Source organism: Cohaesibacter marisflavi, assembly GCF_900115225.1.
GTDB lineage: Bacteria > Pseudomonadota > Alphaproteobacteria > Rhizobiales > Cohaesibacteraceae > Cohaesibacter > Cohaesibacter marisflavi.
Genome location: NZ_FOVR01000016.1, coordinates 39,628 through 62,169, shown reverse-complemented (window position 1 = coordinate 62,169; position 22,542 = coordinate 39,628). Strand labels below are relative to the sequence as shown.

The 22,542-nt window shown below is 55.8% G+C and carries 21 protein-coding genes; 14 read left to right on the top strand and 7 right to left on the bottom strand.

Annotated features, from left to right (window positions below; all coding sequences use genetic code 11):
- Positions 1 to 111: 111 nt before the first annotated feature.
- Positions 112 to 960: a MurR/RpiR family transcriptional regulator gene (locus BM258_RS21195; protein ID WP_090075235.1), complete on the bottom strand. Its 849-nt coding sequence runs from the start codon at positions 958 to 960 to the stop codon at positions 112 to 114.
- 150 nt (positions 961 to 1,110) lie between these two features.
- Between BM258_RS21195 and BM258_RS21190 the strand changes: the two genes are divergently transcribed.
- From BM258_RS21190 to BM258_RS21160, 7 genes are all read left to right on the top strand, one after another.
- Positions 1,111 to 1,599, top strand: a complete 489-nt coding sequence (locus tag BM258_RS21190) for a TRAP transporter small permease (RefSeq protein WP_210186836.1) — start codon at positions 1,111 to 1,113, stop codon at positions 1,597 to 1,599.
- Positions 1,600 to 1,601: 2 nt separating this feature from the next.
- Positions 1,602 to 2,882: a TRAP transporter large permease gene (locus BM258_RS21185; RefSeq protein ID WP_175528195.1), complete on the top strand. Its 1,281-nt coding sequence runs from the start codon at positions 1,602 to 1,604 to the stop codon at positions 2,880 to 2,882.
- A gap of 36 nt (positions 2,883 to 2,918) precedes the next feature.
- A complete protein-coding gene (locus BM258_RS21180; RefSeq protein ID WP_090075234.1) occupies positions 2,919 to 3,959 on the top strand; it encodes a TRAP transporter substrate-binding protein in 1,041 nt (346 codons plus the stop codon).
- Positions 3,960 to 4,107: 148 nt separating this feature from the next.
- Entirely contained in the window at positions 4,108 to 5,304 is a 1,197-nt protein-coding gene (locus BM258_RS21175; RefSeq protein ID WP_090075233.1) for a diaminopropionate ammonia-lyase, read from the top strand.
- Positions 5,301 to 6,548: a M20 family metallo-hydrolase gene (locus tag BM258_RS21170; RefSeq protein WP_090075232.1), complete on the top strand. Its 1,248-nt coding sequence runs from the start codon at positions 5,301 to 5,303 to the stop codon at positions 6,546 to 6,548. Before BM258_RS21175 ends, BM258_RS21170 begins: the two co-directional genes overlap by 4 nt.
- Before the next feature lie 10 nt (positions 6,549 to 6,558).
- Complete coding sequence (locus tag BM258_RS21165; protein WP_090075231.1) at positions 6,559 to 7,482, top strand: N-carbamoyl-D-amino-acid hydrolase; 924 nt, start codon at positions 6,559 to 6,561, stop codon at positions 7,480 to 7,482.
- Positions 7,479 to 8,948 carry a pyridoxal-5'-phosphate-dependent protein subunit beta gene (locus tag BM258_RS21160; protein WP_090075230.1) on the top strand — a complete coding sequence of 490 codons (1,470 nt, stop codon included), beginning with the start codon at positions 7,479 to 7,481 and terminating at the stop codon, positions 8,946 to 8,948. The genes BM258_RS21165 and BM258_RS21160 overlap by 4 nt, the downstream gene beginning before the upstream one ends.
- 63 nt (positions 8,949 to 9,011) lie before the next feature.
- Here BM258_RS21160 and BM258_RS21155 read toward each other — a convergent pair whose 3' ends face one another.
- From BM258_RS21155 to BM258_RS21135, 5 genes are read right to left on the bottom strand one after another with little or no spacing between them, the layout of a single operon-like run.
- On the bottom strand, positions 9,012 to 9,758 hold the full coding sequence (locus tag BM258_RS21155; protein ID WP_090075229.1) for a copper homeostasis protein CutC: 747 nt from the start codon (positions 9,756 to 9,758) through the stop codon (positions 9,012 to 9,014).
- A 36-nt stretch (positions 9,759 to 9,794) separates the two neighbouring features.
- Entirely contained in the window at positions 9,795 to 10,703 is a 909-nt protein-coding gene (locus tag BM258_RS21150) for an ROK family protein (RefSeq protein ID WP_090075228.1), read from the bottom strand.
- 11 nt (positions 10,704 to 10,714) lie between these two features.
- The gene (nagA, locus tag BM258_RS21145; RefSeq protein WP_090075227.1) at positions 10,715 to 11,884 is read right to left on the bottom strand and encodes an N-acetylglucosamine-6-phosphate deacetylase; all 1,170 of its coding nucleotides are present in this window, start codon (positions 11,882 to 11,884) and stop codon (positions 10,715 to 10,717) included.
- Positions 11,881 to 12,900: an SIS domain-containing protein gene (locus tag BM258_RS21140; RefSeq protein ID WP_090075226.1), complete on the bottom strand. Its 1,020-nt coding sequence runs from the start codon at positions 12,898 to 12,900 to the stop codon at positions 11,881 to 11,883. Before BM258_RS21140 ends, nagA begins: the two co-directional genes overlap by 4 nt.
- A gap of 39 nt (positions 12,901 to 12,939) precedes the next feature.
- The gene (locus BM258_RS21135) at positions 12,940 to 13,695 is read right to left on the bottom strand and encodes a GntR family transcriptional regulator (RefSeq protein WP_090075225.1); all 756 of its coding nucleotides are present in this window, start codon (positions 13,693 to 13,695) and stop codon (positions 12,940 to 12,942) included.
- A gap of 287 nt (positions 13,696 to 13,982) precedes the next feature.
- Between BM258_RS21135 and BM258_RS21130 the strand changes: the two genes are divergently transcribed.
- The 7 genes from BM258_RS21130 (at position 13,983) to BM258_RS21100 (ending at position 21,620) form a co-directional block, all read left to right on the top strand.
- Positions 13,983 to 14,879: an N-acetylmuramic acid 6-phosphate etherase gene (locus BM258_RS21130; RefSeq protein ID WP_090075279.1), complete on the top strand. Its 897-nt coding sequence runs from the start codon at positions 13,983 to 13,985 to the stop codon at positions 14,877 to 14,879.
- A gap of 55 nt (positions 14,880 to 14,934) precedes the next feature.
- Positions 14,935 to 16,182, top strand: a complete 1,248-nt coding sequence (locus BM258_RS21125) for an ABC transporter substrate-binding protein (protein ID WP_090075224.1) — start codon at positions 14,935 to 14,937, stop codon at positions 16,180 to 16,182.
- A gap of 191 nt (positions 16,183 to 16,373) precedes the next feature.
- Positions 16,374 to 17,288, top strand: coding sequence for a carbohydrate ABC transporter permease (locus tag BM258_RS21120; protein ID WP_090075278.1), 915 nt, complete (start codon positions 16,374 to 16,376; stop codon positions 17,286 to 17,288).
- Positions 17,289 to 17,297: 9 nt separating this feature from the next.
- Entirely contained in the window at positions 17,298 to 18,137 is an 840-nt protein-coding gene (locus BM258_RS21115) for a carbohydrate ABC transporter permease (protein ID WP_090075223.1), read from the top strand.
- The gene (locus BM258_RS21110) at positions 18,134 to 19,168 is read left to right on the top strand and encodes a Gfo/Idh/MocA family protein (RefSeq protein WP_175528194.1); all 1,035 of its coding nucleotides are present in this window, start codon (positions 18,134 to 18,136) and stop codon (positions 19,166 to 19,168) included. The genes BM258_RS21115 and BM258_RS21110 overlap by 4 nt, the downstream gene beginning before the upstream one ends.
- Positions 19,165 to 20,142, top strand: a complete 978-nt coding sequence (locus BM258_RS21105) for an ABC transporter ATP-binding protein (protein WP_090075222.1) — start codon at positions 19,165 to 19,167, stop codon at positions 20,140 to 20,142. The genes BM258_RS21110 and BM258_RS21105 overlap by 4 nt, the downstream gene beginning before the upstream one ends.
- Before the next feature lie 197 nt (positions 20,143 to 20,339).
- The gene (locus BM258_RS21100) at positions 20,340 to 21,620 is read left to right on the top strand and encodes a DUF2254 domain-containing protein (protein ID WP_090075221.1); all 1,281 of its coding nucleotides are present in this window, start codon (positions 20,340 to 20,342) and stop codon (positions 21,618 to 21,620) included.
- A gap of 19 nt (positions 21,621 to 21,639) precedes the next feature.
- Here BM258_RS21100 and BM258_RS21095 read toward each other — a convergent pair whose 3' ends face one another.
- Positions 21,640 to 22,485, bottom strand: a complete 846-nt coding sequence (locus BM258_RS21095; protein WP_090075220.1) for a PfkB family carbohydrate kinase — start codon at positions 22,483 to 22,485, stop codon at positions 21,640 to 21,642.
- Positions 22,486 to 22,542 lie beyond the last annotated feature (57 nt).

Below are 22,542 nucleotides of genomic sequence, written 5' to 3'. Positions count from 1 at the left end.
TTAACGCTTCATTTCTACCACTTTTTGGGTTGGTAATGAAAGCGCCAATTTCGGGAATATCGGAGGGACTGAAAAGGGCAGGCTGGCGAGGAAGCACTGGTTATGGTTTGGCTATTCGAATTCTCCCAATGCTTCATGCTCGCGTTCGATGCGCTCCAGATGAGCCCGTCCGCGCGTTCCTGCCCGGTTGAGCGAAGATATTGCAATGTAACGGGCAACCGAGAGGGCCGCTGACAGGCTGTCGAATGTGGTGCTGGTTTCCACATGGGTTGTGAATGTCCAGTCGGCCAATCCGGGTTGGCCGCGTGCGGTGGGGTCGATGAACAGCAGGATGGGGATCTGCTTTTCCTTGCTGGCCTTCATGATGGCTTCCAAGCGGACCGGTCGGCGTCGCAGGGCAAATACGATGAGCAGATCATCGGGCAGGAAATCACCGATATATTCGCCAACCGTTTCCCCGCCCGTGGGCATCAGCTGCACGTCGCCACGGAATTGCAACAGCTGCCATCGCAGATAGTTGGCGAGCATGTTGCTGTTTCTGTAGCCGAGCAGATAAATGCGCCGCGCTGCGAGGATTTTTTCACAGACCGCATCAATGTCTTCCGGGTTGAGGCGCATGAGGCTTTTCTCCAGAACGCTGACCTCCTCCTTCAGGTAGTCGGAAAGCGGAATGACATTCTTCCGACTCTTGCGCTCCAGATAGAGCGGCGACCCCCAATGGGTGCGGTCGCGGGCGAGCAGTTTGGCTTCTTCGAAATTGGCAAAGCCGAGGCGACGAAACAGGCGGGTTCCTGCGGCTTTCGAGACGCCAGCAAGGGAGGTCAACTCTGTTGCCGTATAGGAGCTAAGGTCACCCGGAGAGTCGAGGATGACGTCTGCGAGTTTGCGCTCGGATTCGGGGAGTTGATCATATTCCGCGTGAATGCGGACTTCGATCGATTTGGCTCTGCTGTCGTTCATTTTTGCCTCGGCTTTTTTGCTTCTGCCTACAATATTTGAAACTTGAGTATCAATCAATATTGACTTTCTGTTACATCTGTTTCAGTCTCGGTCTGTTGGCAGGCTATCTGGAGTGGATGCATGGACCTTCTCGCTAAACGAGCATCTCTGATGAGTAGGCGTATTAACTGGTTTGTTGAGCGCCTTTGTGTTGCCTTGATGGTTTTGCTGGTGCTCGATGTGTGGCTGGGTGTGCTTGTTCGCTATGTGCTTCCGCTGGATTGGACCTTTACCGAGGAGCTGGCGCGCTATCTGATGATCTGGATGGCGCTTTTGGCGGTTTCCTGCGGTGTGGCGCACCGTGAGCATATCGGGGTGCTGGTCTTTTTCGAGCGCTTCCCGCCTTCCATGCGGAAATGGCTTGCGGTGCTGTTTGATGTCATTGCCTTCGCTTTCTTCGCGCTGATTTTCTTTTATGGCATCGGCTTTGTCGAGCGTGGTTTCGGTCGATACACGATGATTGCGCAAATCCCGAAGGGCTGGCCCTTCATGGGCGTGCCGATTGCTGCTGTTTTTGCCTGTTGCCAGTTGGCTCTGGTGGCTGTCCATGACTTTTTTGCCGGTGACGGTGTCGCCGCTGCCGACCGAGTGGAGATTTAAGCATGATTTGGGTTGCTGTTACCTTCTTCGGGCTGTTGGCGATTGGCATGCCGGTCGGCTTTGTGCTGGGTGTGGCCGGTATGGTTGGCATCATGGATATGGGGGGCGGCAAGTTCCTCTCCATGGCGCCAGACCGGATGTTCGCCGGGCTGGATCTGTTTCCGTTTCTGGCCATGCCTTTCTTTATTCTGGCCGGTGAGATCATGAACCGTTCGGGCATTACCAACAATCTGGTCAAGTTCGCTGATGCGCTGGTGGGCTGGATGCGCGGCGGTATGGCTCATTCCAATATGGTGGCCTCGGTGATGTTTGCCGGTTTGACGGGCGCTGCCACGGCTGACGCTGCCGCCTTTGGCAATACGCTGGTGCCTGCCATGGTCAAGCAGGGCTATTCCAAACCCTTTGCCTGTGCGGTTACGGCGGCAGGGTCCATCATTGGCCCGACGATTCCGCCTTCGACGCTTGCGGTGATCTATGGCTCGATAATGGGCGTTTCCATCGCAGGGCTGTTTGCGGCAGGCATTTTGCCGGGACTGCTCATTTGCCTGATCTGCATGGCGGTGATTGCGGCCATGGGCGAGAAGCTCAATCTGCCCAAGTCGAAGAAGCGCCCCAGCCTTCTGGCGATCTTCAGCGCCTTCCGCGAGAGCATTCTGGCTCTGGTGCTGCCGGTTTTCATTCTTGGCTCCATTCTGGGAGGCATCGCCACGCCGACCGAGGCAGCCTCCATTGCGGTTGCCTATGCCTTGTTCGTTGGCGGGGTGATCTATCGGGCTCTTACCTTTAAAGATCTTTACGAGATGATCGTCAGAACGACCCGTATCACAGGGATTATCTTTCTGATCATCGCGTCGGCCTCCATTCTGGGGTGGTGGCTCACCTTCAACCAGATTCCGCAGGCAATCGCCACTTTCTTCCTTTCGGTCAGCGATAATCCGCAGGTGATTGTCGGCATGATCCTTCTGTTGCTGCTGTTCATCGGCCTGTTCATGGACATCAACGCAACACTCATTATCCTGGCGCCGGTTTTGGTGCCTCTTACTCAGAGCATCGGGATGAACCCGGTTCATGCAGGGATCATGATCATTTTGGCTCTGAATATCTCACTCATGACGCCTCCAGTCGGTGCGTGCCTGTTTGTGCTCGCATCGGTTACCAAAGAAAAAATAGAAAATATCACCAAATCCCTTTGGCCTTTTCTCCTGGCAGAGATTGCGATCCTGATGTTGGTCGCATTTTGGGAGGACATGACCCTGTTCGTGCCAAGGCTATTGGGGCTGTAATCCAGAGCACTGATACAATTCAAATGGAGCAATAACATGAAACTCATGAATTCCGTTAAGTCTGTGGTGTTGGGAACCATCGCAGCAACTGTTTTGGCTGGAACGGCCTTGGCCGCTGATGTGACGATTCGCATAGGGCATCTGAACCCGGCAGACCCGACCGAAAGCCATTCTGGTGCGATGACGGCTGTCTTCAAGTCGTTGGTTGAAACCGCGTCAAACGGCGAAATCGAAGTGAAACTCTTCCCCAATGGCCAGCTTGGCAAGGATAACGAAGTGATCCAGCAGGTGCGTGATGGCATCGTGGAATCCAGCATTTCGTCTGCTGGTGGTGTTGCCCAGCATTATCCGCTGGTTGGTGTGTTCGATATTCCGTTCGCCTTCCCCAATATCTATGTTTCCGACAAGGTGATGTCGCTGGAGAGCGATTTCGGCAAGAAATTCGCAGCCGATATGGATGCCAAAACCGGTCTACATACGCTTGCGATTCTGGATAGTGGTGGCTTCTTTGCCTTCACCAACTCCAAGCGTCCGATCAAGACCGTGGAAGACATGGATGGCTTGCGCATCCGCACCATGACCCTGCCGACACATCAAGCCATGGTCAATTCGCTTGGTGCACAGGCAACGCCTCTGCCTTGGGCCGAGGTTTACACTGCGCTCCAGACCGGTGTTGCCGATGGCGAAATGAACCCGATCCCCATCATCGCCTTTGCCAAATTCGACGAAGTGCAAAAATATCTCTCCATCACCAACCATGTCATCACCCCATATGTCTGGTTCATGAATGGCGAGTTCTATGAGGGCCTCAAGCCTGAGCATAAAGCTATTGTTGATTGGGCGTCTGAAGTGGCCACCAATGCCGGTCGCGGTATTTCCCGTATCATCGAAGCATCTGACAAGGGTCTGCCGAAATTGGCTGAGAAAATGGAAATCAATGCGGTTAGCCCGGCAGAAGCCGAGAAGTTCGCAGCCATTGCGCAGCCAGCTGTTCGCAAGTTGATTGAAGAGAAATTCGGTGCCGAAGGCACGGACATGCTCAATGCCCTGATGGCCGATATCGACAAATATAAATAATGGCACGATTACACCTTGGCGGCGGGCATTCATGTTCGCCGCCCTTTCCGTCCTTGTGAGCGGTTTTTCTGTTCCTTGCCTTGGATGATGCGCATCAATGGCACGGCGAGGATCAAAAGAGCCGATCAAACCAGAATAAGAAAAGACAATGATGAAGATTTCTCTTGAACGAGCGGCGCGGAATCCTCTTGCGTCCCGGACGCTTCCTTCTCTTCCTTTCGAAAAGGATGGCATGGATATCGCACGCCGCACGATTGGCTGCTGGCCGGGCTATTCGCCGTCGCCAATCCGCGAACTGTCCGATCTGGCCTCAGAGCTCAATGTTGGCAAAATCTATTTCAAGGATGAATCCGTCCGCTTCGGGTTGGGCAGCTTCAAGCCTTTGGGAGGTGCCTTTGCCGTCAGTCGTGCCTTGAGCCGCCATCTGACCGAAGAAGCGGGCGAGGTGGCTCCCGATCTTACTTCTCCAGACATGAAGGCGCGGGTTGCAGGGCTGACGGTTACCGCCGCGACAGATGGCAATCACGGCCGCTCGGTGGCTTGGGGGGCGCAGATGTTTGGTTGTCGTTGTGTGATTTTTGTCTGCTCATCGGTCACCCAGCAGCGCAAGGATGCCATTGCCGCCTATGGGGCGGAGATCCGCGAAGTGGATGGCTCGTTTGATGATGCCGTGCGTCTGGCTGGCGTGACGGCCAAGGAACAAGGCTGGTTCGTTATTCCCGATACATCGGATGGCGAGACGGTGACGGCGCCGCGTGATGTAACTCAAGGCTATATGATGATGGTTGATGAGGCGCTGGAACAGCTCAAGGATGAGCCACCCGTCACGCATATTTTTCTGCAGGCTGGTGTTGGCGGCATGGCATCGGCCAGCGCGGCCCGTTTCTGGCAGGCTTATGGCGACAAGCGTCCGGTGACCACGCTGGTGGAGCCGGAACAATGCGCCTGTTGGTATGAGAGTCTTGTTGCAGGTAAGCCGGTGCCCGTAACCGGTGATATCGACTCGGCCATGGCCGGACTTTCCTGCGGTGAGGTATCGCTCATTGCCTGGCCAGTGCTCAAGACCGGCGCCGATTTCATGGTGACGCTCAATGATGGCGCCGTGCCGGTGATGATGCGTTATCTGGCCGAACGCGGTGGTGATGATCGCCCCGTTGTGGCTGGTGAAACGGGCATCTCCGGTCTGGCTGGCCTTGTTGCCGCCGCGCAGGACGATGCGTTACGCAAACAAATGGGGCTCGGACCTGATAGCCGCATCTTCGTAGTCAACAGCGAAGGGGACACGGATCCGGAAGCCTACAAGACAATTGTTGGCAAATCAGCAAGTGAGGTACTTGAACAATGACACACCCGACTTTCAGCAATCTGCGGATCGATATCGACCGCTTGCTCGGGCGCCTTATGGCTTTGGGGCAAGATGGCGCACTTGAGGGCGGCGGCGTGTGTCGGTTGGCGCTCAGCGACACGGACAAACTCGGCCGCGACCGGGTTGTCGGCTGGATGAAAGAGCTGGGGCTTACAGTTACCGTCGACAAGGTCGGGAACCTCAAGGGCGTTTTGCCCGGTCGTGAAGATCTGCCGCCGGTCATGATTGGTTCCCATATCGATACGGTGGCCACCGGTGGTCTTTATGACGGCAACCTTGGTGTGCTGGCCGGGCTGGAAGTGGTTTCTGTGCTCAAGGATAGTGGCTATGTGCCGCTGCGTCCGATTGTGGTTGCTGCCTTCACCAACGAGGAAGGCTCGCGCTTTGCGCCTGATATGATGGGCAGCGCGGTGGATCGCGGCTCTTTGCCGCTCGATGAAGCCTTGGCTATCAAGGATGCGGAGGGCTTTGTTGTTGGCGAGGAACTGGCGCGCATTGGCTATGCCGGTGAAACCGATCCGGGCCATATCGATCCTTATTGCTTCTTTGAAATCCATGTGGAGCAGGGGCCAGTTCTGGAAGAGGAAGGCGATCTCATCGGGGCTGTCACCGGTGTTCAGGGTATTTCTTGGACCGAATATGTCATCGAGGGTGAATCCAACCATGCCGGCACAACGCCGATGCGTTTGCGCCACGACGCCGGGTTTGCTGCCGCGGCAGTTGCTGTTGCCGCCCGCAAGGTGGCTGGCGCAATTGGCGATAGCCAGGTCGCGACTGTTGGTGTCAATGAGCTTGACCCCAATCTGGTCAATGTGATCGCGCGCAAGGCTCGCATGACAGTGGATCTGCGCAATATCGATGAAGTCAAGCTGCAGCAAGCCGAAAGCATGCTGGCCGCTGAAATCGAAGCCATCTGCAAGGCTGAAGGCGTGAGCTATATCGCGCGCAAACTCGCTCGCTTCGAGCCGGTGATGTTTGATAGCTCCATGGTTGATCTAATTGCTGGTACGGCCAAAGAGCAGGGCTATGCCGTGCGCCGGATGCCTTCTGGCGCCGGTCATGATGCTCAGATGTTTGCACCCAACTGTCCAACCGCAATGGTCTTCGTGCCCTCAAAGGGTGGCATCAGCCACAATATTGAAGAATACACCGCCCCCGAAGAGCTGCAGGCAGGCGCCAACGTGCTGCTGCAAGCTGCATTGACTAAAGCTGAAGAAAAATAAGGATAAGGCTATGTCCCGTCCATTGAAAATTGCTGCGGCCCAGCTTGGGCCTATCGCGCGTGAAGAAACGCGTACGGAAGTTGTTGCCCGTTGCCTCAAGCTGATGGAAGAGGCGCATGCGCTGGGCGTTGAGCTGATCGCTTTCCCGGAGCTGGCGCTGACCACCTTCTTCCCGCGCTGGTATTTTGAAGATCAGGCCGATATCGATTCCTTCTTCGAAACGGAGATGCCAAGCGCTGAAACCCAGTCGCTGTTTGATGCTGCCAAGAAATACCAGATGGGCTTCTATCTCGGCTATGCAGAACTGGTCAAGGAAGGCGACACCACGCGCCATTTCAACACCACCATCATCGTCGACAAGACCGGTGAGATTGTCGGGAAATATCGCAAGGTCCATCTGCCCGGTCATAGTGAATATGAAGATTGGCGTCCTTTCCAGCATCTGGAACGGCGTTATTTTGAAAGCGGCGATCTGGGCTTCCAGACCTTTGATGCCTTTGGTGGCAAGATGGGCATGTGCATCTGCAATGACCGTCGCTGGCCAGAAACCTATCGCGTGCTGGGCCTGCGCGATGCGGAGCTGGTGATGATCGGCTACAACACCCCGGTGCATTATCCGCAAGCGCCTGAACATGATCATCTGCAGGACTTCCATAATGAACTCGTCATGCAGGCGGGGGCCTATCAGAACGGCATGTGGATCGTCGGCGTGGCCAAAGCTGGCAAGGAAGAAGGCTGCGATTTGATCGGTGGCTCCTGCATCATCGATCCGACCGGCCAGATCGTGGCGCAGGCCAAGACGCTGGAAGACGAGCTCGTCTTCTTTGAAGCTGATCTGGATCGCTGCGACGAGATCCGCAAGAACGTGTTCAATTTCCAGCGTTACCGTGAACCCGAAAACTACACCCCGATTACCGAACCGAAAAAATCATGACATTTGTGTTCAAACCTGAAATCGCCGACGAGAAAGCCCTCAAGAAGGTTGCTGAGTCTTTTCGCCGATACGATATTCGCCTGCCACTGTTTGCCGAGCTGATAGACCCGGTTGCGCATCTGGGAGATATGGCGGCGGATCTGAAGAGCGTTGATCCCGATGCAGCGGATTCACGCAACCTGTTCCGCGTTCATTGGCACAATGATGCCGAGCGCAAGGGACTGGTCGATGTGCCTGATCACATTGTGCTGCCCAAGGAACTGACAGGCGTTGATGCCAAGATCGTCATCGCCCTTGGCAACCGCTTCCCCATGATCAAGGCACATAAGGTGTTGCCCGCCTATGCGTGCCTCGTGCAGCGATTGGTGTCGGGCAATTTCGACCCCTATTCCCAGCGTGCCGTATGGCCTTCCACGGGCAACTATTGCCGCGGCGGGGTCGCCATTTCGCGTATTCTGGAATGCCACGGGGTGGCTGTTCTGCCCGAGGGGATGAGTCAGGAGCGCTTCAACTGGCTGGAAAGCTGGACGCTCAGCAATGACGACATCATCCGCACACCGGGCTGCGAGAGCAACGTCAAGGAGATCTATGACGCCTGCAACCAGCTCAGTCAGGATCCTGACAATGTGATCCTCAACCAGTTTGCCGAATTTGCCAACTATGCAGCGCATCGCGCGGTAACCGGTGCGGCTCTGGGGCGTATTTTCGATGCTCTCAACGGGGACGGCACACTCAATATGGCTGGTTTCGTTTCAGCCTCCGGCTCTTCGGGGACGCTGGCCGCCGGGGATCACCTCAAGCAGCATTATGGTGCTGACATCGCCGTGGTCGAAGCGCTTGAATGCCCAACCCTGCTTTATAATGGCTATGGTGACCATAATATTCAGGGCATCGGCGACAAGCATGTGCCGCTCATCCATAATGTGATGAATTCCGACTATGTCATCGGTCTTTCCGAAGCCGGGTCGGACATGCTCAATCTGGTGTTCAACCGTCCGGACGGGCAGGATTATCTGAAAGACTATCGTGGCGTTGAGCCGGAGCTGATCGAACAACTGTCCGCGTTGGGACTGTCTTCCATTGCCAACGTGCTTGGCGCCATCAAGCTGGCCAAATATCAGAAGCTGGGGGCCGATGATGTCATCATGACAATCGCGACCGACGGGGCTGATATGTATAGCACCGAGCAGCCGAAAGCCTTGCAGAAATATTTCGGCAATCGCTTCGACAAGACCGTTGCAGCGCAGGCCTTCGGCGCACAGATCATCGGTGCTTCGGTGGATCATGTGTCAGAGCTTACCCGCATTGATCGCGAGCGCATCTTCAATCTGGGTTACTACACCTGGGTCGAGCAGCAGGGCGTTGAGCTGAAAGATTTTGACAGCCGTCGGGATCAGGCTTTCTGGGATCAGCTGGTAGATGATCTGCCCCAGTGGGACAAGCTCATCACCTCCTTCATGGGCTGATAGCGTCAGGCCAGCCTTGACTTGAAAATCAAAGCGCGAGGCAGGCTCCTGTCTCGCGCTTTTTTATACAGCAAGGAGACCGGTTTTTAGCGCTCTGATCTTGTCAGGATCGGTTTGCCGCTCGGAGGGCAGAGAGAAGCCAAGGTCTGCAACCTTGCCCGTCGGGCCTTGCGGGCTTGAGCAGGAGGCGTGGATTTCTCTGGCGCCCATCTTGATGAATGGCTGGACTGTGTCAGCGTTGATACCGCCGCCGGGCATGATGGTTATGGTATCGCCGCCTTGCCGGATCAACTCTTGCAAGTGATCGATTGCCTCAGGGGCCGAAGCGGCCCCGCCCGAGGTGAGAATGCGCTTGATGCCAAGGCTGGCCGCCTGATCCAGTGCTTCGGTAAAATCCGACACCATGTCAAAAGCGCGGTGCAAGGTGATGTCCAATGGCCCTGCTGCCTTGATCAGGGTTTCAAGCGTACCGAGGTCCAGTCGCCCATCCTCTTTTGAGGCCCCGATAACAACACCGGCAAGGCCTGCGCTTCTCGCCGCCACGATATCATGCGCCATGATGGCGATATCCTGCGCATTGAAACAGAAGTCACCGCTGCGCGGGCGAATGAGAGCATGAACTGGAAGCGGGCTTGTTTTTGCCGCGAGGGCCATGAAGCCGATGGATGGAGTGAGTCCGCCGGAGGCAAGGGAAGAGCAAAGTTCGATGCGGTCGGCGCCCGAGCTGATCGCGGTTTGAAGGCCGTCCCTATTGTCCACGCAGATTTCCAGCAGTGTTGAGCCTTTGCCGTCGTGCTTGCTGGAAGTCATTGCGGAGTGCCTCCGTTCATCTGTTGCAAAATGGGGTTATGTGCTTTGCCTCATGCCCAGAATGGCCGCACCGATGAGGCCCGGTTCCACCTTGTTTTGGGCAGGAACAACCAACGGGGTCTCCGGGTCAACCAGCATCCGGCTTCTGACCGCCCGGTCGATGGCGGTGATCAGTTTCGGCTCGTTGGAAAGGCCGCCGCCCACAGGGACGACCGACGCTCCGACGGTATTGATGATCAAGGCCAGAGGAGCGGAGAGAATATCGAGATAGATATCGATGGTCCGGCAGGCCGCAGGTGCGCGATCGTGCCAGCTTTTCAGGATTTCTTCCGAGGTGGCATCGATACCATGGATGTGGCGATGGATCTTTTCAAGGCCACGGGCGCCGCATGTGGCGTCGATGCAGCCTTCCAGTCCGCAACCACAGGCGAAGCGGGGTAGGGTTGCTGGTGGTGAGCCTGCCATGGTGGCGGCAACAGGTCCGTGACCCCATTCGCCAGCATAACCGCCGTTTTTGTTGATCAATTGCCCGTCAATGACGAGGCCACCGCCAACGCCCGTGCCAAGAATAACGCCGAAGACCACGCGATGGCCAGCGCCTGCACCGAATTCGGCTTCCGCAATGGCAAAGCAGTCGGCGTCATTGGCTATAGTCACCGGAAGGCCAAGGGCCTTTTCCAGATCAGCGGCAATCGGGCGACCATGCAGGCAAGGGATGTTGGCAACTATGCCAAGGCCGGTTTTCGGATTCTGGAAACCGGCAATGGAAATGGAAACCCGCTGCGGTGGCTTTTTTGCCCTATCAATGACGCTCAGTAGTGCCGAGACAAAGGCCTCGAAATCAGTGCCCGGCGTTGGAATGCGCGGCTCGGGGCTGATCTTTTGAGGATCGTCCACCAGAGCACCCTTGATTGTGGAGCCGCCAATATCAAAGCATACGATCATTCAGCAGGCCCCTAGTTGTTATTATTGTTGCTATGGGCGCAGGTGCCGCCGATCCATGTGGATTGCAAGCAAAGCGTTTCATCCAGCAGGAGGAAATCAGCATCAGAGCCGGGTTTGAGCCTGCCCTTGCTCTGCGCTCCAATGGCTTCGCTCGGATAGCGTGAGGCCATCTTCAGGGCTTCTTCCAGTGATAGTGGTAGCGTTGCGAGCGCTTTGCGGACCATGGAGATCATGTCGATATCGGCGCCAGCCAGCGTGCCATCAGCAAGGGCGAGACGCCCGTCGCGGCGGAAGGTCTGGCGGCCGCTAAGGATGAATTCCGTTACGTCTGTGCCCGTGGGTGACATGGCGTCGGTAACAAAGAAAATGCGTCCCGGCCCCTGTTTGGCATGAAGGGCAACGCGCATGTTGGCGTTGGCGATATGGTAGCCATCGGCGATCATGCCGCAATAGGCCTTGTCGGTGGTCAGTACAGCGCCCACCAGACCGGGCTCGCGGTTGCGCATCTGGCTCATGGCGTTGAAGAGGTGGGTTGCCATGCTGGCCCCTGCCTCAAAATAGGCAAAGGCGGTTTCGGCATCGCAATCGGTGTGTCCGAGGCTGACATGCCAACCCGCCTCCACTAGGGCTTTGACCTGATCAATGGTGACATTTTCCGGTGCGATGGTGATCATGCTCTTGCCGAAAGTGCCTTGCGCGGCAAGGAGAACGGAGAGATCCTGCTCTTCCATCGGGCGGATGAAATCGGCCACATGCACGCCTTTGCGTGGCACGGATAGATGTGGGCCTTCCAGATGAAGGCCGAGGAAACCGGCGGTCTTTGCTTTTGCTGCCTGTTTGCCTGCCTCCAGCGCCCGGTCGCGCACGTCTGGCCCGTCGGTGATGAGCGTTGGCATCAAGGCCGTGGTGCCAAAGCGAGCGTGTGCCTCACAAATGGTTGCGATGCCCTCTTGCGTGGGTGTCTCGTTGAGCAGAGCGCCACCGCCGCCATTGACCTGCAAATCGACAAAACCCGGCACGATCATTGGTGCCTTGTTGGCGTGCTGCGCATAATGGGAGGGGATTGAATCCTGCTTCACGATGCCTGTAACCGTGTCTCCATCAACAAGCAATGCCGCTTTTCCCGTGAAGCGATTGCCATCGAAAATGCGGTCGGCGCAAAAGGCTGTCGGCTTGGTCATCGCGTCACCGTCACTTTCTTGAGCGCAGCCGGATTGTCCGGGTCCAGTCCGCGCTTGAGAGAGAGCTGCTCCACGAAGCGATAGAATGGCACGATCAGGGCCAGCGCATCGGTCAGCGGATGACCCGTGGCGACAAAGGGCAGCTGGATGGCATCGGCTGATTGGTCGGATGAAATATAGCAATGCGGGTTCTTGGCAACAACGCCCTTGACGATGTCAACGATAGAGCTTTCAGCGGCGTCGCGTGCGGCAAAGGCAATGACGGGGAAGTCCCGATCCACCAGCGACACCGGTCCGTGCAGCATTTCAGCCGAGGAATAGGCTTCAGCATGCAGCTCGCTGGTTTCCTTGCATTTGAGGGCGGCTTCGGCCGCGATCGCCATAGTCGGGCCGCGCCCGAGCATATATAGCGACTGGGCCTTTGCCACAGGTTCCAACATATGAGACCAGTCGAGGCTTTCGGCCTTTTCGAGTTGTTCGGGCAGACGCTCAAGCGCTGTTTTCAAGGCGTCGTCTTCAGCCCAATAAGCGATGAGGGCGAGGCCGGCGACAATCGAGTTGACGTAGGATTTGGTCGCTGCAACGGCATATTCCGTGCCAGCCCTGATGTCTAATGCATGCTCACAGGCCTGCGAGAGCGGCGAGGGAAGGGTGTTGACCAGGGCGGCGGTGAGGGCTCCTCCCTTGCGCGCTGTTTCGGCCATGGCAACAATGTCGGAGCTGGCACCGGACTGGGAAATGGCAATCGTCGCTGCTCCTCCCATTTTCATCGGAGCGCCATAGATGGAGGCGATGGAAGGACCTTGCGAGGCGACGGGCAGGCCGAGCACCAGTTCGATGGCATATTTGAGGAAATAGGCAGCATGGTCTGAAGACCCACGGGCGATGGTGACGACGACCCGAGGGTCAAAGGTCTTGAAGGCCTTGGCGATGGGGGCGATGGTTTCAGGTGCGGTTTCGAGCAACCGGGCGACGGCTACCGGAATCTCTTCGGTTTCTTGTCGCATTTTGGTCATGACAAACAGCTTTCTTTTTATCGCAAACCCGATTGGGGCTTATCTGGGAAAACTCATTTCCGCGACGAAATCATAGGTGTCGCCACGGTATAAAGATTTGGTGTATTCGATGGCTCTGCCGCTCTGCAGGTAGGAAATGCGCTGGATGCTGAGCCCGGCGATGCCCGGGGTGACCCCGAGCAACTCTGCCTGAGGGGCTTCCAGATTGACTGCGGAGATCTTCTGAACCGCGCGCACGGGGCGATTGCCATTGCGCTCCAGAATGTCATAGAGCGAGCTTTTGACTTCTTCCGGATCGGGTAGAATATCGACGGGCAAAACGGCCCGTTCCAGCGCCATGGGCTGGCCATTGGCCTCACGCAGGCGATGCAGGCAGGCAACATGACCGCTTGCGGAAAGGCCTAGGGTCAGGATTTCATCCGGCGAAGGGTGCCGAATTTCACGCTCCAACCAGTTGGAGGATGTTTTGAGGCCGCGCGCCAGCATGTCCTCTGTGAAGGAGGTGAGATGGGAAAGCGACTGTTCCACCTTGCTGGCTGGTTCGCGCACAAAGGAGCCGGAGCCCTGACGTTGCTCGACGACGCCCTTTTTCACCAGCTCCTGAATGGCCTTGCGCACGGTAACGCGGGAAAGTTCGGCCAACTCGGCGATTTCCCGCTCGGCAGGCAGCGAATGGCCCGGCAGCAGAAGCCCCTGTTCAATGCCCTTTTCAATGCGGCGGCTCAGGACAGCATAGAGCGGTCCTGTCTTTTTGCTGAGCCACTCTCCGGGCCGAAGGAAGTCTTCTACAGTCATTCGGGGTGTCCCCATGTCGCTATGAATGCCTCGCCAGATCTGTCTTCCCAAGCGCTGGCAGACCGGGCGTATGCTTTGATTATGAGGTCAGCCCCGGTTGCGCGTTGGTCTATTTATTTCATACCGCAATGATGCAATTAAAGGAAGACCAAAACAATACCAAAATTGCATATGCATAAAATTTTTGCCCACAATGCATGAAATTGCGCCATATTTTGCGATAGACATTTGGTACCTAATAGGTATTATATTGAGATGTAAAAAACAGGGAGATGGCCGTGGTCAGTATGACTGAAAAGCTGCATGCCGATGCTGTTGGTCTGGATGCGCGGGCGCCGCTGGAGGTTGCGGCTCTGCTCGTTGAGAGCCAGGTTGAGGCTGCGACAGTCGTTGCTGATGTGCTTCCTGATCTTTGCGTTGGGGCGGATCATATGGCCGCTTCGCTCGCCAGCGGTGGATCCCTGATTTATGCCGCTGCAGGCTCGTCTGCCCTGATGATGCTGGCCGATGCTCTCGAACTTGGTGGTACATTCGGAATTGAAGCCGGTGCGGTGCGGGTTCTTATGGCGGGTGGTATCCCGACCAATTTCCAGATGCCTGGCGATACCGAAGATGAGACGGATAGTCTGTCCATTGCTCTTGCCGATATTGGGGCTAGTGACACGCTTGTGGCCGTGTCTGCCAGTGGTTCCACTCCCTATACGCTGGAAGCAGCTCGGATTGCGAAGCAAAAAGGGGCGCGCATTATTGCGATAGCCCATAACCCGAATACGCCGCTGCTCGCGCTAGGGGATTGCTCTATTCTCTTGCAGACTGCCCCGGAGGTGATCTCCGGATCGACCCGCATGGGGGCCGCAACAGCGCAGAAAATAGCCATGAATACTCTATCCACCTTGATGGCGATCCAGTTGGGTCATGTGCATGATGGCATGATGGTCAATCTCAAGGCGGATAATCTCAAGCTTAAGAAACGGGCGAGCCAAATCGTGCAAGTCATTGCCGATGTGCCCGTCGAACAGGCAGAAAATGCAATGTCGCTTGCCAGCGGCAATGTGAAACTTGCCAGTCTCATTGCGGCTGGCAATCTTTGCGTCGAGGAGGCGCAAGCCCTGCTTGATAAGGCAAAAGGCAACTTGCGAGGCGCTCTGGGGCGGCTCGCAAAACCAGACCAGATTCAAGAATAACAATTCGGAATAACCGAGGATCGGGCAACCCTAAACAGAGAGGTTCAACCTAGTTATGAAGTTCACTCCAATTGCTATACTGGCTGCAACATTGCTCAGCAGCGCCGCTTATGCGGAAGACGTTACCCTGACCATCGAAAGCTGGCGGAACGACGATCTGAAACTCTGGCAGGACAAGATCATTCCTGCGTTTGAAGCCAGCAATCCTGGCATCAAGTTGAAATTCACCCCAATGGCTCCGACCGAATATAACTCGGCCATCAACTCCAAGCTCGGTGCGGGCACGGCTGGCGATCTGATCAGCTGCCGTCCGTTTGATGCCTCTCTTGCGCTTTACAAGGCTGGCTATCTGGAAGATCTGACCTCAATGGATGCCATGAGCAACTTCTCCGATGTTGCCAAGGCTGCCTGGCAGACCGATGACGCCGCGCATACTTTCTGTGTGCCGATGGCATCTGTTATTCATGGCTTCATCTACAACAAGGATGCCTTTGACGAGCTTGGCCTTACCGCTCCGGAAACCGAAGAGGAATTCTTTGCTGTTCTGGACAAGATCAAGGAAGACGGCAGTTATATTCCAATGGCCATGGGCACCAACGACCAGTGGGAAGCTGCCACCATGGGCTATCAGAATATCGGCCCAACCTACTGGAAAGGTGAAGAAGGCCGTCTGGCTCTGATCAAGGGCGAACAGAAGCTGACTGACCCGCAGTGGGTCGAGCCTTATGAAGTGCTCCACAAATGGGCGCCTTATTTGGGCGACGGCTTTGAAGCCCAGACCTATCCGGACAGCCAGAACCTGTTTACCCTTGGTCGTGCTGCCATCTATCCTGCCGGTTCTTGGGAAATTGCCATGTTCAACGAACAGGCTGATTTCAAGATGGGTGCCTTCAAGCCCCCTGTCAAAGCCAAGAGTGACACCTGCTATATCTCCGATCATGTTGATATCGGCATTGGCATGAACGCCAAGACTGAAAATCCGGAAGCGGCAAAGACTTTCCTTGCATGGGTTGCTTCGCCGGAATTCGCGGAAATCTTCGGCAACGCTCTTCCCGGTTTCTTCCCGCTCTCCAGTGCGCCGGTTGAAATCAGCGATCCGCTTGCAGAAGAATTTGTCAGCTGGCGCGGTGATTGCGAAACCACCATTCGCTCCACCTATCAGATCCTGTCGCGTGGCACGCCAAACCTTGAAAACGAAACATGGGGCGCTTCTGCTGCCGCCATCAAGGGAACGGCTACGCCAGAAGAGCTCGGCAAGAAACTTCAGGATGGTCTGGATAGCTGGTATAAACCCCAGAAATAATCCATCCCGACTGTGAAAATGCGGTCAGGCAGAGATTTCTGTCTGGCCGACTTCGACGATGAGTCGGCCTCTGAGCCTTCTCTTCCCCTTTGGGGAGAGTGCCCTCATCGACACCCTTCAGAGCCCTCGCGCCAATGGCCTGCTGCCGTATCGGCGTTCTGGAAACCGGGTTTTCGCTACTGGAGATCGTGATGCAAGCTTCCCGCTTCCGATGGCATATTGTCATTTTTCTGGCACCAGCGGTTATTGTTTATACGGCGGTTATGATTTTCCCGCTGTTTAATACCCTACGCCTGGCCCTTTATACCGATGTCGATCAGGTGCGCACCTTTGTCGGACTGGACAATTTCAACATGCTGTTCGGCGATCCGCGTTGGTCCGAGCAATTCTGGAATGCGCTGGGCAACAACTTCAAATTCTTCTTCATCCATATGCTGGTGCAGAACCCGATCGGGGTCGCGCTGGCGGCGCTGCTCAGCCATCCGCGTTTGCGCTTTGCTGCGCTTTATCGCTCGGCCATTTTTATTCCTACGATCCTCAGCTTCGTGATTGTGGGGTTTGCCTGGAAGCTGATCCTGTCGCCGATCTGGGGCATTGCACCTTCCATGCTGGATGCGGTGGGGCTTAAATCCCTGTTCGCTCCATGGCTTGGCAAGGAAGCCTATGCGCTGATAACGCTATCGCTGATTTCTGTCTGGCAGTTTGTTGGTATTCCGATGATGCTGATCTATGCGGCGCTGCTCTCAATTCCTGAAGAAATTCTTGAAGCAGGGGAGATTGATGGCATTACGGGCATCAACGCTTTCTGGAAGATCAAGTTGCCACTGATCCTGCCTTCCATTGGCATCATCTCGATCCTCACTTTCGTGGGCAACTTCAATGCCTTCGACCTGATCTACGCCGCCCAAGGGGCATTGGCCGGACCTGATTTCTCGACAGACATTCTGGGCACCTTCCTTTATCGCACCTTCTTCGGGTTCCAGCTTCAACTGGGGGATCCCTATATGGGGTCGGCCGTGGCGGGGACCATGTTTGCGATCATTCTGGTCGGGGTGTGCATCTATCTGTTTGGCATCCAGACGCGCCTGCGGCGCTACCAGCTTTAGGAGGGCATCATGAACAAGGCACGATCCAATCCTGTCAGCGCTGCCGCCATGCATGGTGCGCTCATCATTTACACGCTGATTGCGCTGTTTCCGGTGTTCGTCATCCTGATCAACAGTTTCAAGTCCCGTCGGGCGATTTTTCGCGAGCCGTTATCCATGCCCAATAGCGACAGCTTTTCGCTGATCGGCTATGAAACGGTGATGAAGCAGGGGGACTTCTTTCTCTATTTCCAGAACTCGATGATCGTCACGGTTGGCTCTCTGTTTCTCATTCTGCTGTTTGGCTCCATGGCGGCCTTTGCGCTTAGCGAATATCGCTTCAAGGGTAACATGATCATGGGGCTCTATCTGGCTCTTGGCATCATGATCCCAATCCGCATTGGCACGGTGGCCATTCTGGAAATGATGGTTGCCACGGGGCTGGTCAATACGCTCTGGTCTCTGATCCTCGTTTATACGGCACAAGGGTTGCCGCTGGCGGTGTTCATCCTGAGTGAATTCATGCGGCAGGTGTCTGATGATCTGAAAGATGCCGGACGGGTAGACGGGCTTAGCGAATATACCATTTTTGCCCGTATCGTCGTGCCGCTGGTGCGGCCAGCCATGGCGACCGTTGCGGTGTTCAACATGATCCCGATCTGGAATGATCTGTGGTTCCCGCTCATCCTTGCGCCTGCGGAAGAAACCAAAACACTGACGCTGGGCAGCCAGGTCTTTATCGGCCAGTTTGTCACGGATTGGAATGCGGTGCTCTCCGCTCTGTCCATGGCGATTCTGCCGGTTCTCATTCTCTATATCATTTTCTCGCGGCAATTGATCCGCGGCATCACGTCAGGGGCAGTCAAATGATCCGGACACTTATTGCAGGGTTGGGCAACATGGGCTACGCCCATGCGCTCGCCCATCACAATCATCCAGACTCTGAAATCGTCGCGCTGGTCAATCGTACAAGCGAAGTGCCGGAAGGGCCCTTGTCTAGCTATCCGGTAAATGATGACTTCTACAAGGCTCTGGCCGCGAGCAAGCCCGATCTGGTGGTCATCGCAACCTATACCGATACCCATGTGGATTTCGCCTGCGCGGCCATGGAAGCCGGGGCCCATGTGTTTGTCGAAAAGCCACTGTCCATGACCGTGGATGGCGCCAAACGGGTGGTCGAGACCGCCAAGCGGACAGGCAAAAAGCTGGTGGTGGGCTATATCCTGCGCCATCACCCCTCATGGGTGCGTTTTGTTGCCGAAGCGCGCAATCTCGGCGGGCCTTATGTCTTCCGGCTTAATCTCAATCAGCAATCAAGCGGCCATGAATGGGAAACCCACAAGGCTCTGATGCAGACCACCAGCCCGATCGTGGATTGCGGGGTGCATTATGTGGATGTGATGTGTCAGATCACCGATGCCAAGCCGGTCAAGGTCAACGGGATCGGTCTGCGCCTCTCCGATGAAATCGGACCGGACATGTATAATTATGGCCAGCTCCAGGTGACTTTCTCAGACGGCTCGGTTGGCTGGTATGAGGCGGGCTGGGGGCCGATGATGTCGGAGACAGCCTTTTTCGTCAAAGACATTGTTTCTCCGAATGGGGCTGTCTCCATTGTGGATGGCAACAAGGGGGCGAGTGCCGATGTGGATGGTCACACCAAGGTCGGTGGCATTCTGGTGCATAGGCCAGAAGGGGATCAGCATATCGATCTGACGGGTGAGCCGGGGCACAATGAGCTGTGTGCTGCCGAGCAGGCTTATATCCTGAAGGCCATACGCGAAGACATCGATTTGACCCGCCATATGGAGGACGCTGTTCAGTCGCTGGCCGTTTGCCTTGCTGCTGATGAAAGCATCCGAACCGGCAAGACTGTACTTCTTGAGGACAATACGCAATGAGCGCGCTAACTCTGAAAAATGTTTACAAGGCCTTTGGGGATACCGAGGTGCTCAAGGATATCAGCATCGAGGTGGAGCAGGGGGAGTTCGTGGTTTTTGTCGGACCTTCCGGCTGCGGTAAATCCACCTTGTTGCGTGTGATTGCCGGCCTTGAGGAGGCTACGGCGGGCGAGGTGCATATCGACGGCAAGCTGGTCAATACGGTGCCGCCCTCCAAGCGCGGCATTGCCATGGTGTTTCAATCCTACGCGCTTTATCCGCATCTCAATGTGGCCAACAATATGTCGTTGGCCTTGAAGCAGGAAGGGGTCAGTAAGGCCGAGATTGCCGAGCGCGTGCAGGAAGCCAGCCGCATGCTGCAGCTTGATGACTATCTCAAGCGCTTCCCTTCCGAGCTGTCCGGCGGACAGCGTCAGCGCGTGGCCATCGGTCGGGCCGTAGTGCGGCAGCCAAAGCTGTTCTTGCTCGATGAGCCGCTGTCCAACCTTGATGCCGCCTTGCGGGTCAGTACGCGGCTGGAAATTGCAAGCCTGCACAAGCAGCTCGATGCGACCATGATCTATGTGACCCATGATCAGACCGAAGCCATGACGCTTGCGGACAAGATTGTGGTCTTGCGCGATGGACGCGTGGAGCAGGTGGGCAGCCCGATGGAGCTTTACAACAAGCCCGCGAACAAGTTCGTGGCCGGGTTCCTTGGCTCCCCAGCCATGAATTTCCTGCCAGCTTCCCTGCTGAAAGACGGGGACACGCGTGTCATCGGTTTGCGCCCGGAATATATCTATCTCGATGAGAATGGACCGCTTTCGGCCAAGGTGCAGCATGTGGAACAGCTTGGCGGGGATACGAATGTGATCGCGATGGTTGGCGAGCATATGGTGACGGTGCGCCTGTTCGGCCAGCATGCCATTGCGCCCAATCAGCAACTTACGCTCGGTTTTGACCCTGCGACCCTGCATTATTTTGATGAATAGGCATTGCACTGCGCTTGGCTGATTTTGAGCCGTAAGATAAGACCAAATAGGCACATTCAAGAGAAAAGGGCTGTCTTCATGAGAAGGCGGCCCTTTCTTTGCGTGAGGGGGAAGGGAACCAAAGCCCGGCTTTGTCCGTTTATTTGATAGACCGATCTCTGGCAGCTCATGCTGTTTTGTTGAGGAAAGGAACGGGAATGACAAAATGGCAGTGGCTTTTGCTGCAATTGACACGTCGGCTATGGGTGCGCGCAGCGCTTATTGGCCTACTGGGAATTGGCGCTGCCATAGTGGCGACATTGGCCGAAACGCTTGTGCCGTGGAATCCGGGTGTTGATATCAGTGCAGATGCGGTGAACAGCATTCTGACCATCATTGCGTCGAGCATGCTGACGGTCACCACATTCTCTCTCAGTGTCATGACGTCGGCCTATCGCTCCGCCACGAGCAATGCGACGCCGCGCGCGACCCGATTGCTCATTCAGGATCATATGTCTCAGAATGTCCTGTCGACCTTTATCGGGTCTTTCCTGTTCAGTATCGTTGGCATTGTTGTGCTCAAGACGGGGGCCTATGGTCCGCAGGGACGGGCCGTGCTGTTTGGGGTGACGATCCTTGTTATCGCGCTGATCGTTGTCTCTTTGCTGAAATGGATTGATTATCTCACCCAGTTGGGGCGCGTGGAAAAGGCGGCAGATCGGGTTGAGCAGGCAACACGTCAGGCGATATCGTTGCGCCTTTCCCAGCCATTTCTAGGAGGCCAGCCGCTCAGACGCGAAGAACGCGTGCCGGAAACTGCCAAGACTATCTGCTCCAATCAATCTGGCTATGTGCAGCATATCGACATGCAGCATTTGCATGATTGCGTGAAAGAGGCTGGCGCGCGCGTCTATCTTGGTGTTGTTCCCGGCCATTTCATCTTCGATCATGCCCCGTTGGCGCGCATTGTGCTGGAGCCCGAGCATCCGGATGGTGAGGAGGCGGATGAAAAGGCCATGGAAGCTGTCGGCAAGGCCTTAGAAGAGGCAATCACCATAGGGCAGGAGCGCAGCTTTGATCAGGATCCGCGCTTTGGCTTCTGTGTGCTTGGCGAAATCGCTACACGCGCGCTTTCGCCGGGTATCAATGATTCCGGCACCGCCATCGATATCATAGGGCGCCTGACGCGGTTGCTTGGCCTCTGGTCAGATGAGCAGAGCGAGGCCGTAACGGATGTGGAATTTCCGGACATCTATGTGCCGCCCATTGAAGAGACAGATCTGTTTGAGGATGCCTTCATGCAGATCGCGCGGGATGGGGCCAGCCACATCGAAATACAATTGCGTTTACGCAAGGCGCTTCAGGCTCTTGGTCAAACTGGGAGCGTGGCTTTCCGGCAGGCTGCCAAAGAACAGGCCGCTCTGGCGCTCAAAAGAGCCAATGCAGCCTTGGGAATGGAAGAGGATAAAGCGCGTCTTGGCGCTGTGACCATCGAATAAGGAAAGCGAGCGGAGGCTTCTAGCCCTCGACCTTGTAGGGATGGCCAAAGGCGCCGAACACCGTGCAGGTTTTGGCAGCGAAGGTGGCCGCCTGATCAAGGGCTTCTTCGACTGCATTGCCCATCAGGGTGCTGGAGATATAGCCCGCGATGAAAGAGTCGCCCGCGCCAAGAGTATCAATCACTCTGGTTGGCTTGATGCCCTGACGGTAACGTTTGCCATCAACCATCCAGAAAGCTCCATCGGAGCCGCGTGTGACGCCAACGGTGGAAACGCCCAATTTGTGAACCGTGTCGATCAGATCGTCGATCTCTCCATCATTGAGGGCCGAGCCAGAGAAGAAGGCTGTCGTGATATGGGGGGCGATGCTTTTGACGTAATCCAATTCATGGCGCCATGAGAAATCGAAGGAGACGCTTTGAGCTCTTTCGCGGATGTTTGGCAACTCATGGTCGAGGTTGCTGAAAAGCGAGCTGTGTACATGGCCATAGCGTTCAACGGCGTCGAGATCGGCTTCTTCCATACGCAGGCCCAAACGTTTCTGGATGCCACCCTTGTTGGATCTGAGGAAAACGCGGTCGCCCTTTTCGTCAAGATGCACGATGGCCTTGCCATTTTCCCCATAGGCCTGTCTGACGCGCTCAAACCAGACATTTTCTGCCGCGAGCGAAGCCAGAACATGGCCACCTTCCACATCATTGCCGACGATGCCGATATAGCCTGCATCATCAAGGCCGAAACGTTTGGCCAGAACAGCGACATTGAGTGCATTCCCGCCGGGAAAAAATTCGTTTCTGTCGAGATAGAAGTCGACGACATTATCTCCGATGCCAAGCAGGGTTGCACGGTTTGGGGAAGGGGTCATATCGCAGCCTCTCGATTATTCTTGCTGTTCCGACGCGATTATTCTTGATGATCTTTA

Bases quoted from the DNA above. Each gene is read 5' to 3' on its own strand.
- BM258_RS21170 (WP_090075232.1), top strand. From the start codon at position 5,301: ATGACACACCCGACTTTCAGCAATCTGCGGATCGATATCGACCGCTTG.
- BM258_RS21095 (WP_090075220.1), bottom strand. From the start codon at position 22,485: ATGACCCCTTCCCCAAACCGTGCAACCCTGCTTGGCATCGGAGATAAT.
- BM258_RS21115 (WP_090075223.1), top strand. From the start codon at position 17,298: ATGAACAAGGCACGATCCAATCCTGTCAGCGCTGCCGCCATGCATGGT.
- nagA (WP_090075227.1), bottom strand. From the start codon at position 11,884: ATGACCAAGCCGACAGCCTTTTGCGCCGACCGCATTTTCGATGGCAAT.
- BM258_RS21105 (WP_090075222.1), top strand. From the start codon at position 19,165: ATGAGCGCGCTAACTCTGAAAAATGTTTACAAGGCCTTTGGGGATACC.
- BM258_RS21190 (WP_210186836.1), top strand. From the start codon at position 1,111: ATGAGTAGGCGTATTAACTGGTTTGTTGAGCGCCTTTGTGTTGCCTTG.
- BM258_RS21110 (WP_175528194.1), top strand. From the start codon at position 18,134: ATGATCCGGACACTTATTGCAGGGTTGGGCAACATGGGCTACGCCCAT.
- BM258_RS21130 (WP_090075279.1), top strand. From the start codon at position 13,983: ATGACTGAAAAGCTGCATGCCGATGCTGTTGGTCTGGATGCGCGGGCG.
- BM258_RS21195 (WP_090075235.1), bottom strand. From the start codon at position 960: ATGAACGACAGCAGAGCCAAATCGATCGAAGTCCGCATTCACGCGGAA.
- BM258_RS21175 (WP_090075233.1), top strand. From the start codon at position 4,108: ATGATGAAGATTTCTCTTGAACGAGCGGCGCGGAATCCTCTTGCGTCC.
- BM258_RS21120 (WP_090075278.1), top strand. From the start codon at position 16,374: ATGCAAGCTTCCCGCTTCCGATGGCATATTGTCATTTTTCTGGCACCA.
- BM258_RS21100 (WP_090075221.1), top strand. From the start codon at position 20,340: ATGACAAAATGGCAGTGGCTTTTGCTGCAATTGACACGTCGGCTATGG.
- BM258_RS21165 (WP_090075231.1), top strand. From the start codon at position 6,559: ATGTCCCGTCCATTGAAAATTGCTGCGGCCCAGCTTGGGCCTATCGCG.
- BM258_RS21125 (WP_090075224.1), top strand. From the start codon at position 14,935: ATGAAGTTCACTCCAATTGCTATACTGGCTGCAACATTGCTCAGCAGC.
- BM258_RS21140 (WP_090075226.1), bottom strand. From the start codon at position 12,900: ATGACCAAAATGCGACAAGAAACCGAAGAGATTCCGGTAGCCGTCGCC.
- BM258_RS21150 (WP_090075228.1), bottom strand. From the start codon at position 10,703: ATGATCGTATGCTTTGATATTGGCGGCTCCACAATCAAGGGTGCTCTG.
- BM258_RS21185 (WP_175528195.1), top strand. From the start codon at position 1,602: ATGATTTGGGTTGCTGTTACCTTCTTCGGGCTGTTGGCGATTGGCATG.
- BM258_RS21155 (WP_090075229.1), bottom strand. From the start codon at position 9,758: ATGACTTCCAGCAAGCACGACGGCAAAGGCTCAACACTGCTGGAAATC.
- BM258_RS21135 (WP_090075225.1), bottom strand. From the start codon at position 13,695: ATGACTGTAGAAGACTTCCTTCGGCCCGGAGAGTGGCTCAGCAAAAAG.
- BM258_RS21180 (WP_090075234.1), top strand. From the start codon at position 2,919: ATGAAACTCATGAATTCCGTTAAGTCTGTGGTGTTGGGAACCATCGCA.
- BM258_RS21160 (WP_090075230.1), top strand. From the start codon at position 7,479: ATGACATTTGTGTTCAAACCTGAAATCGCCGACGAGAAAGCCCTCAAG.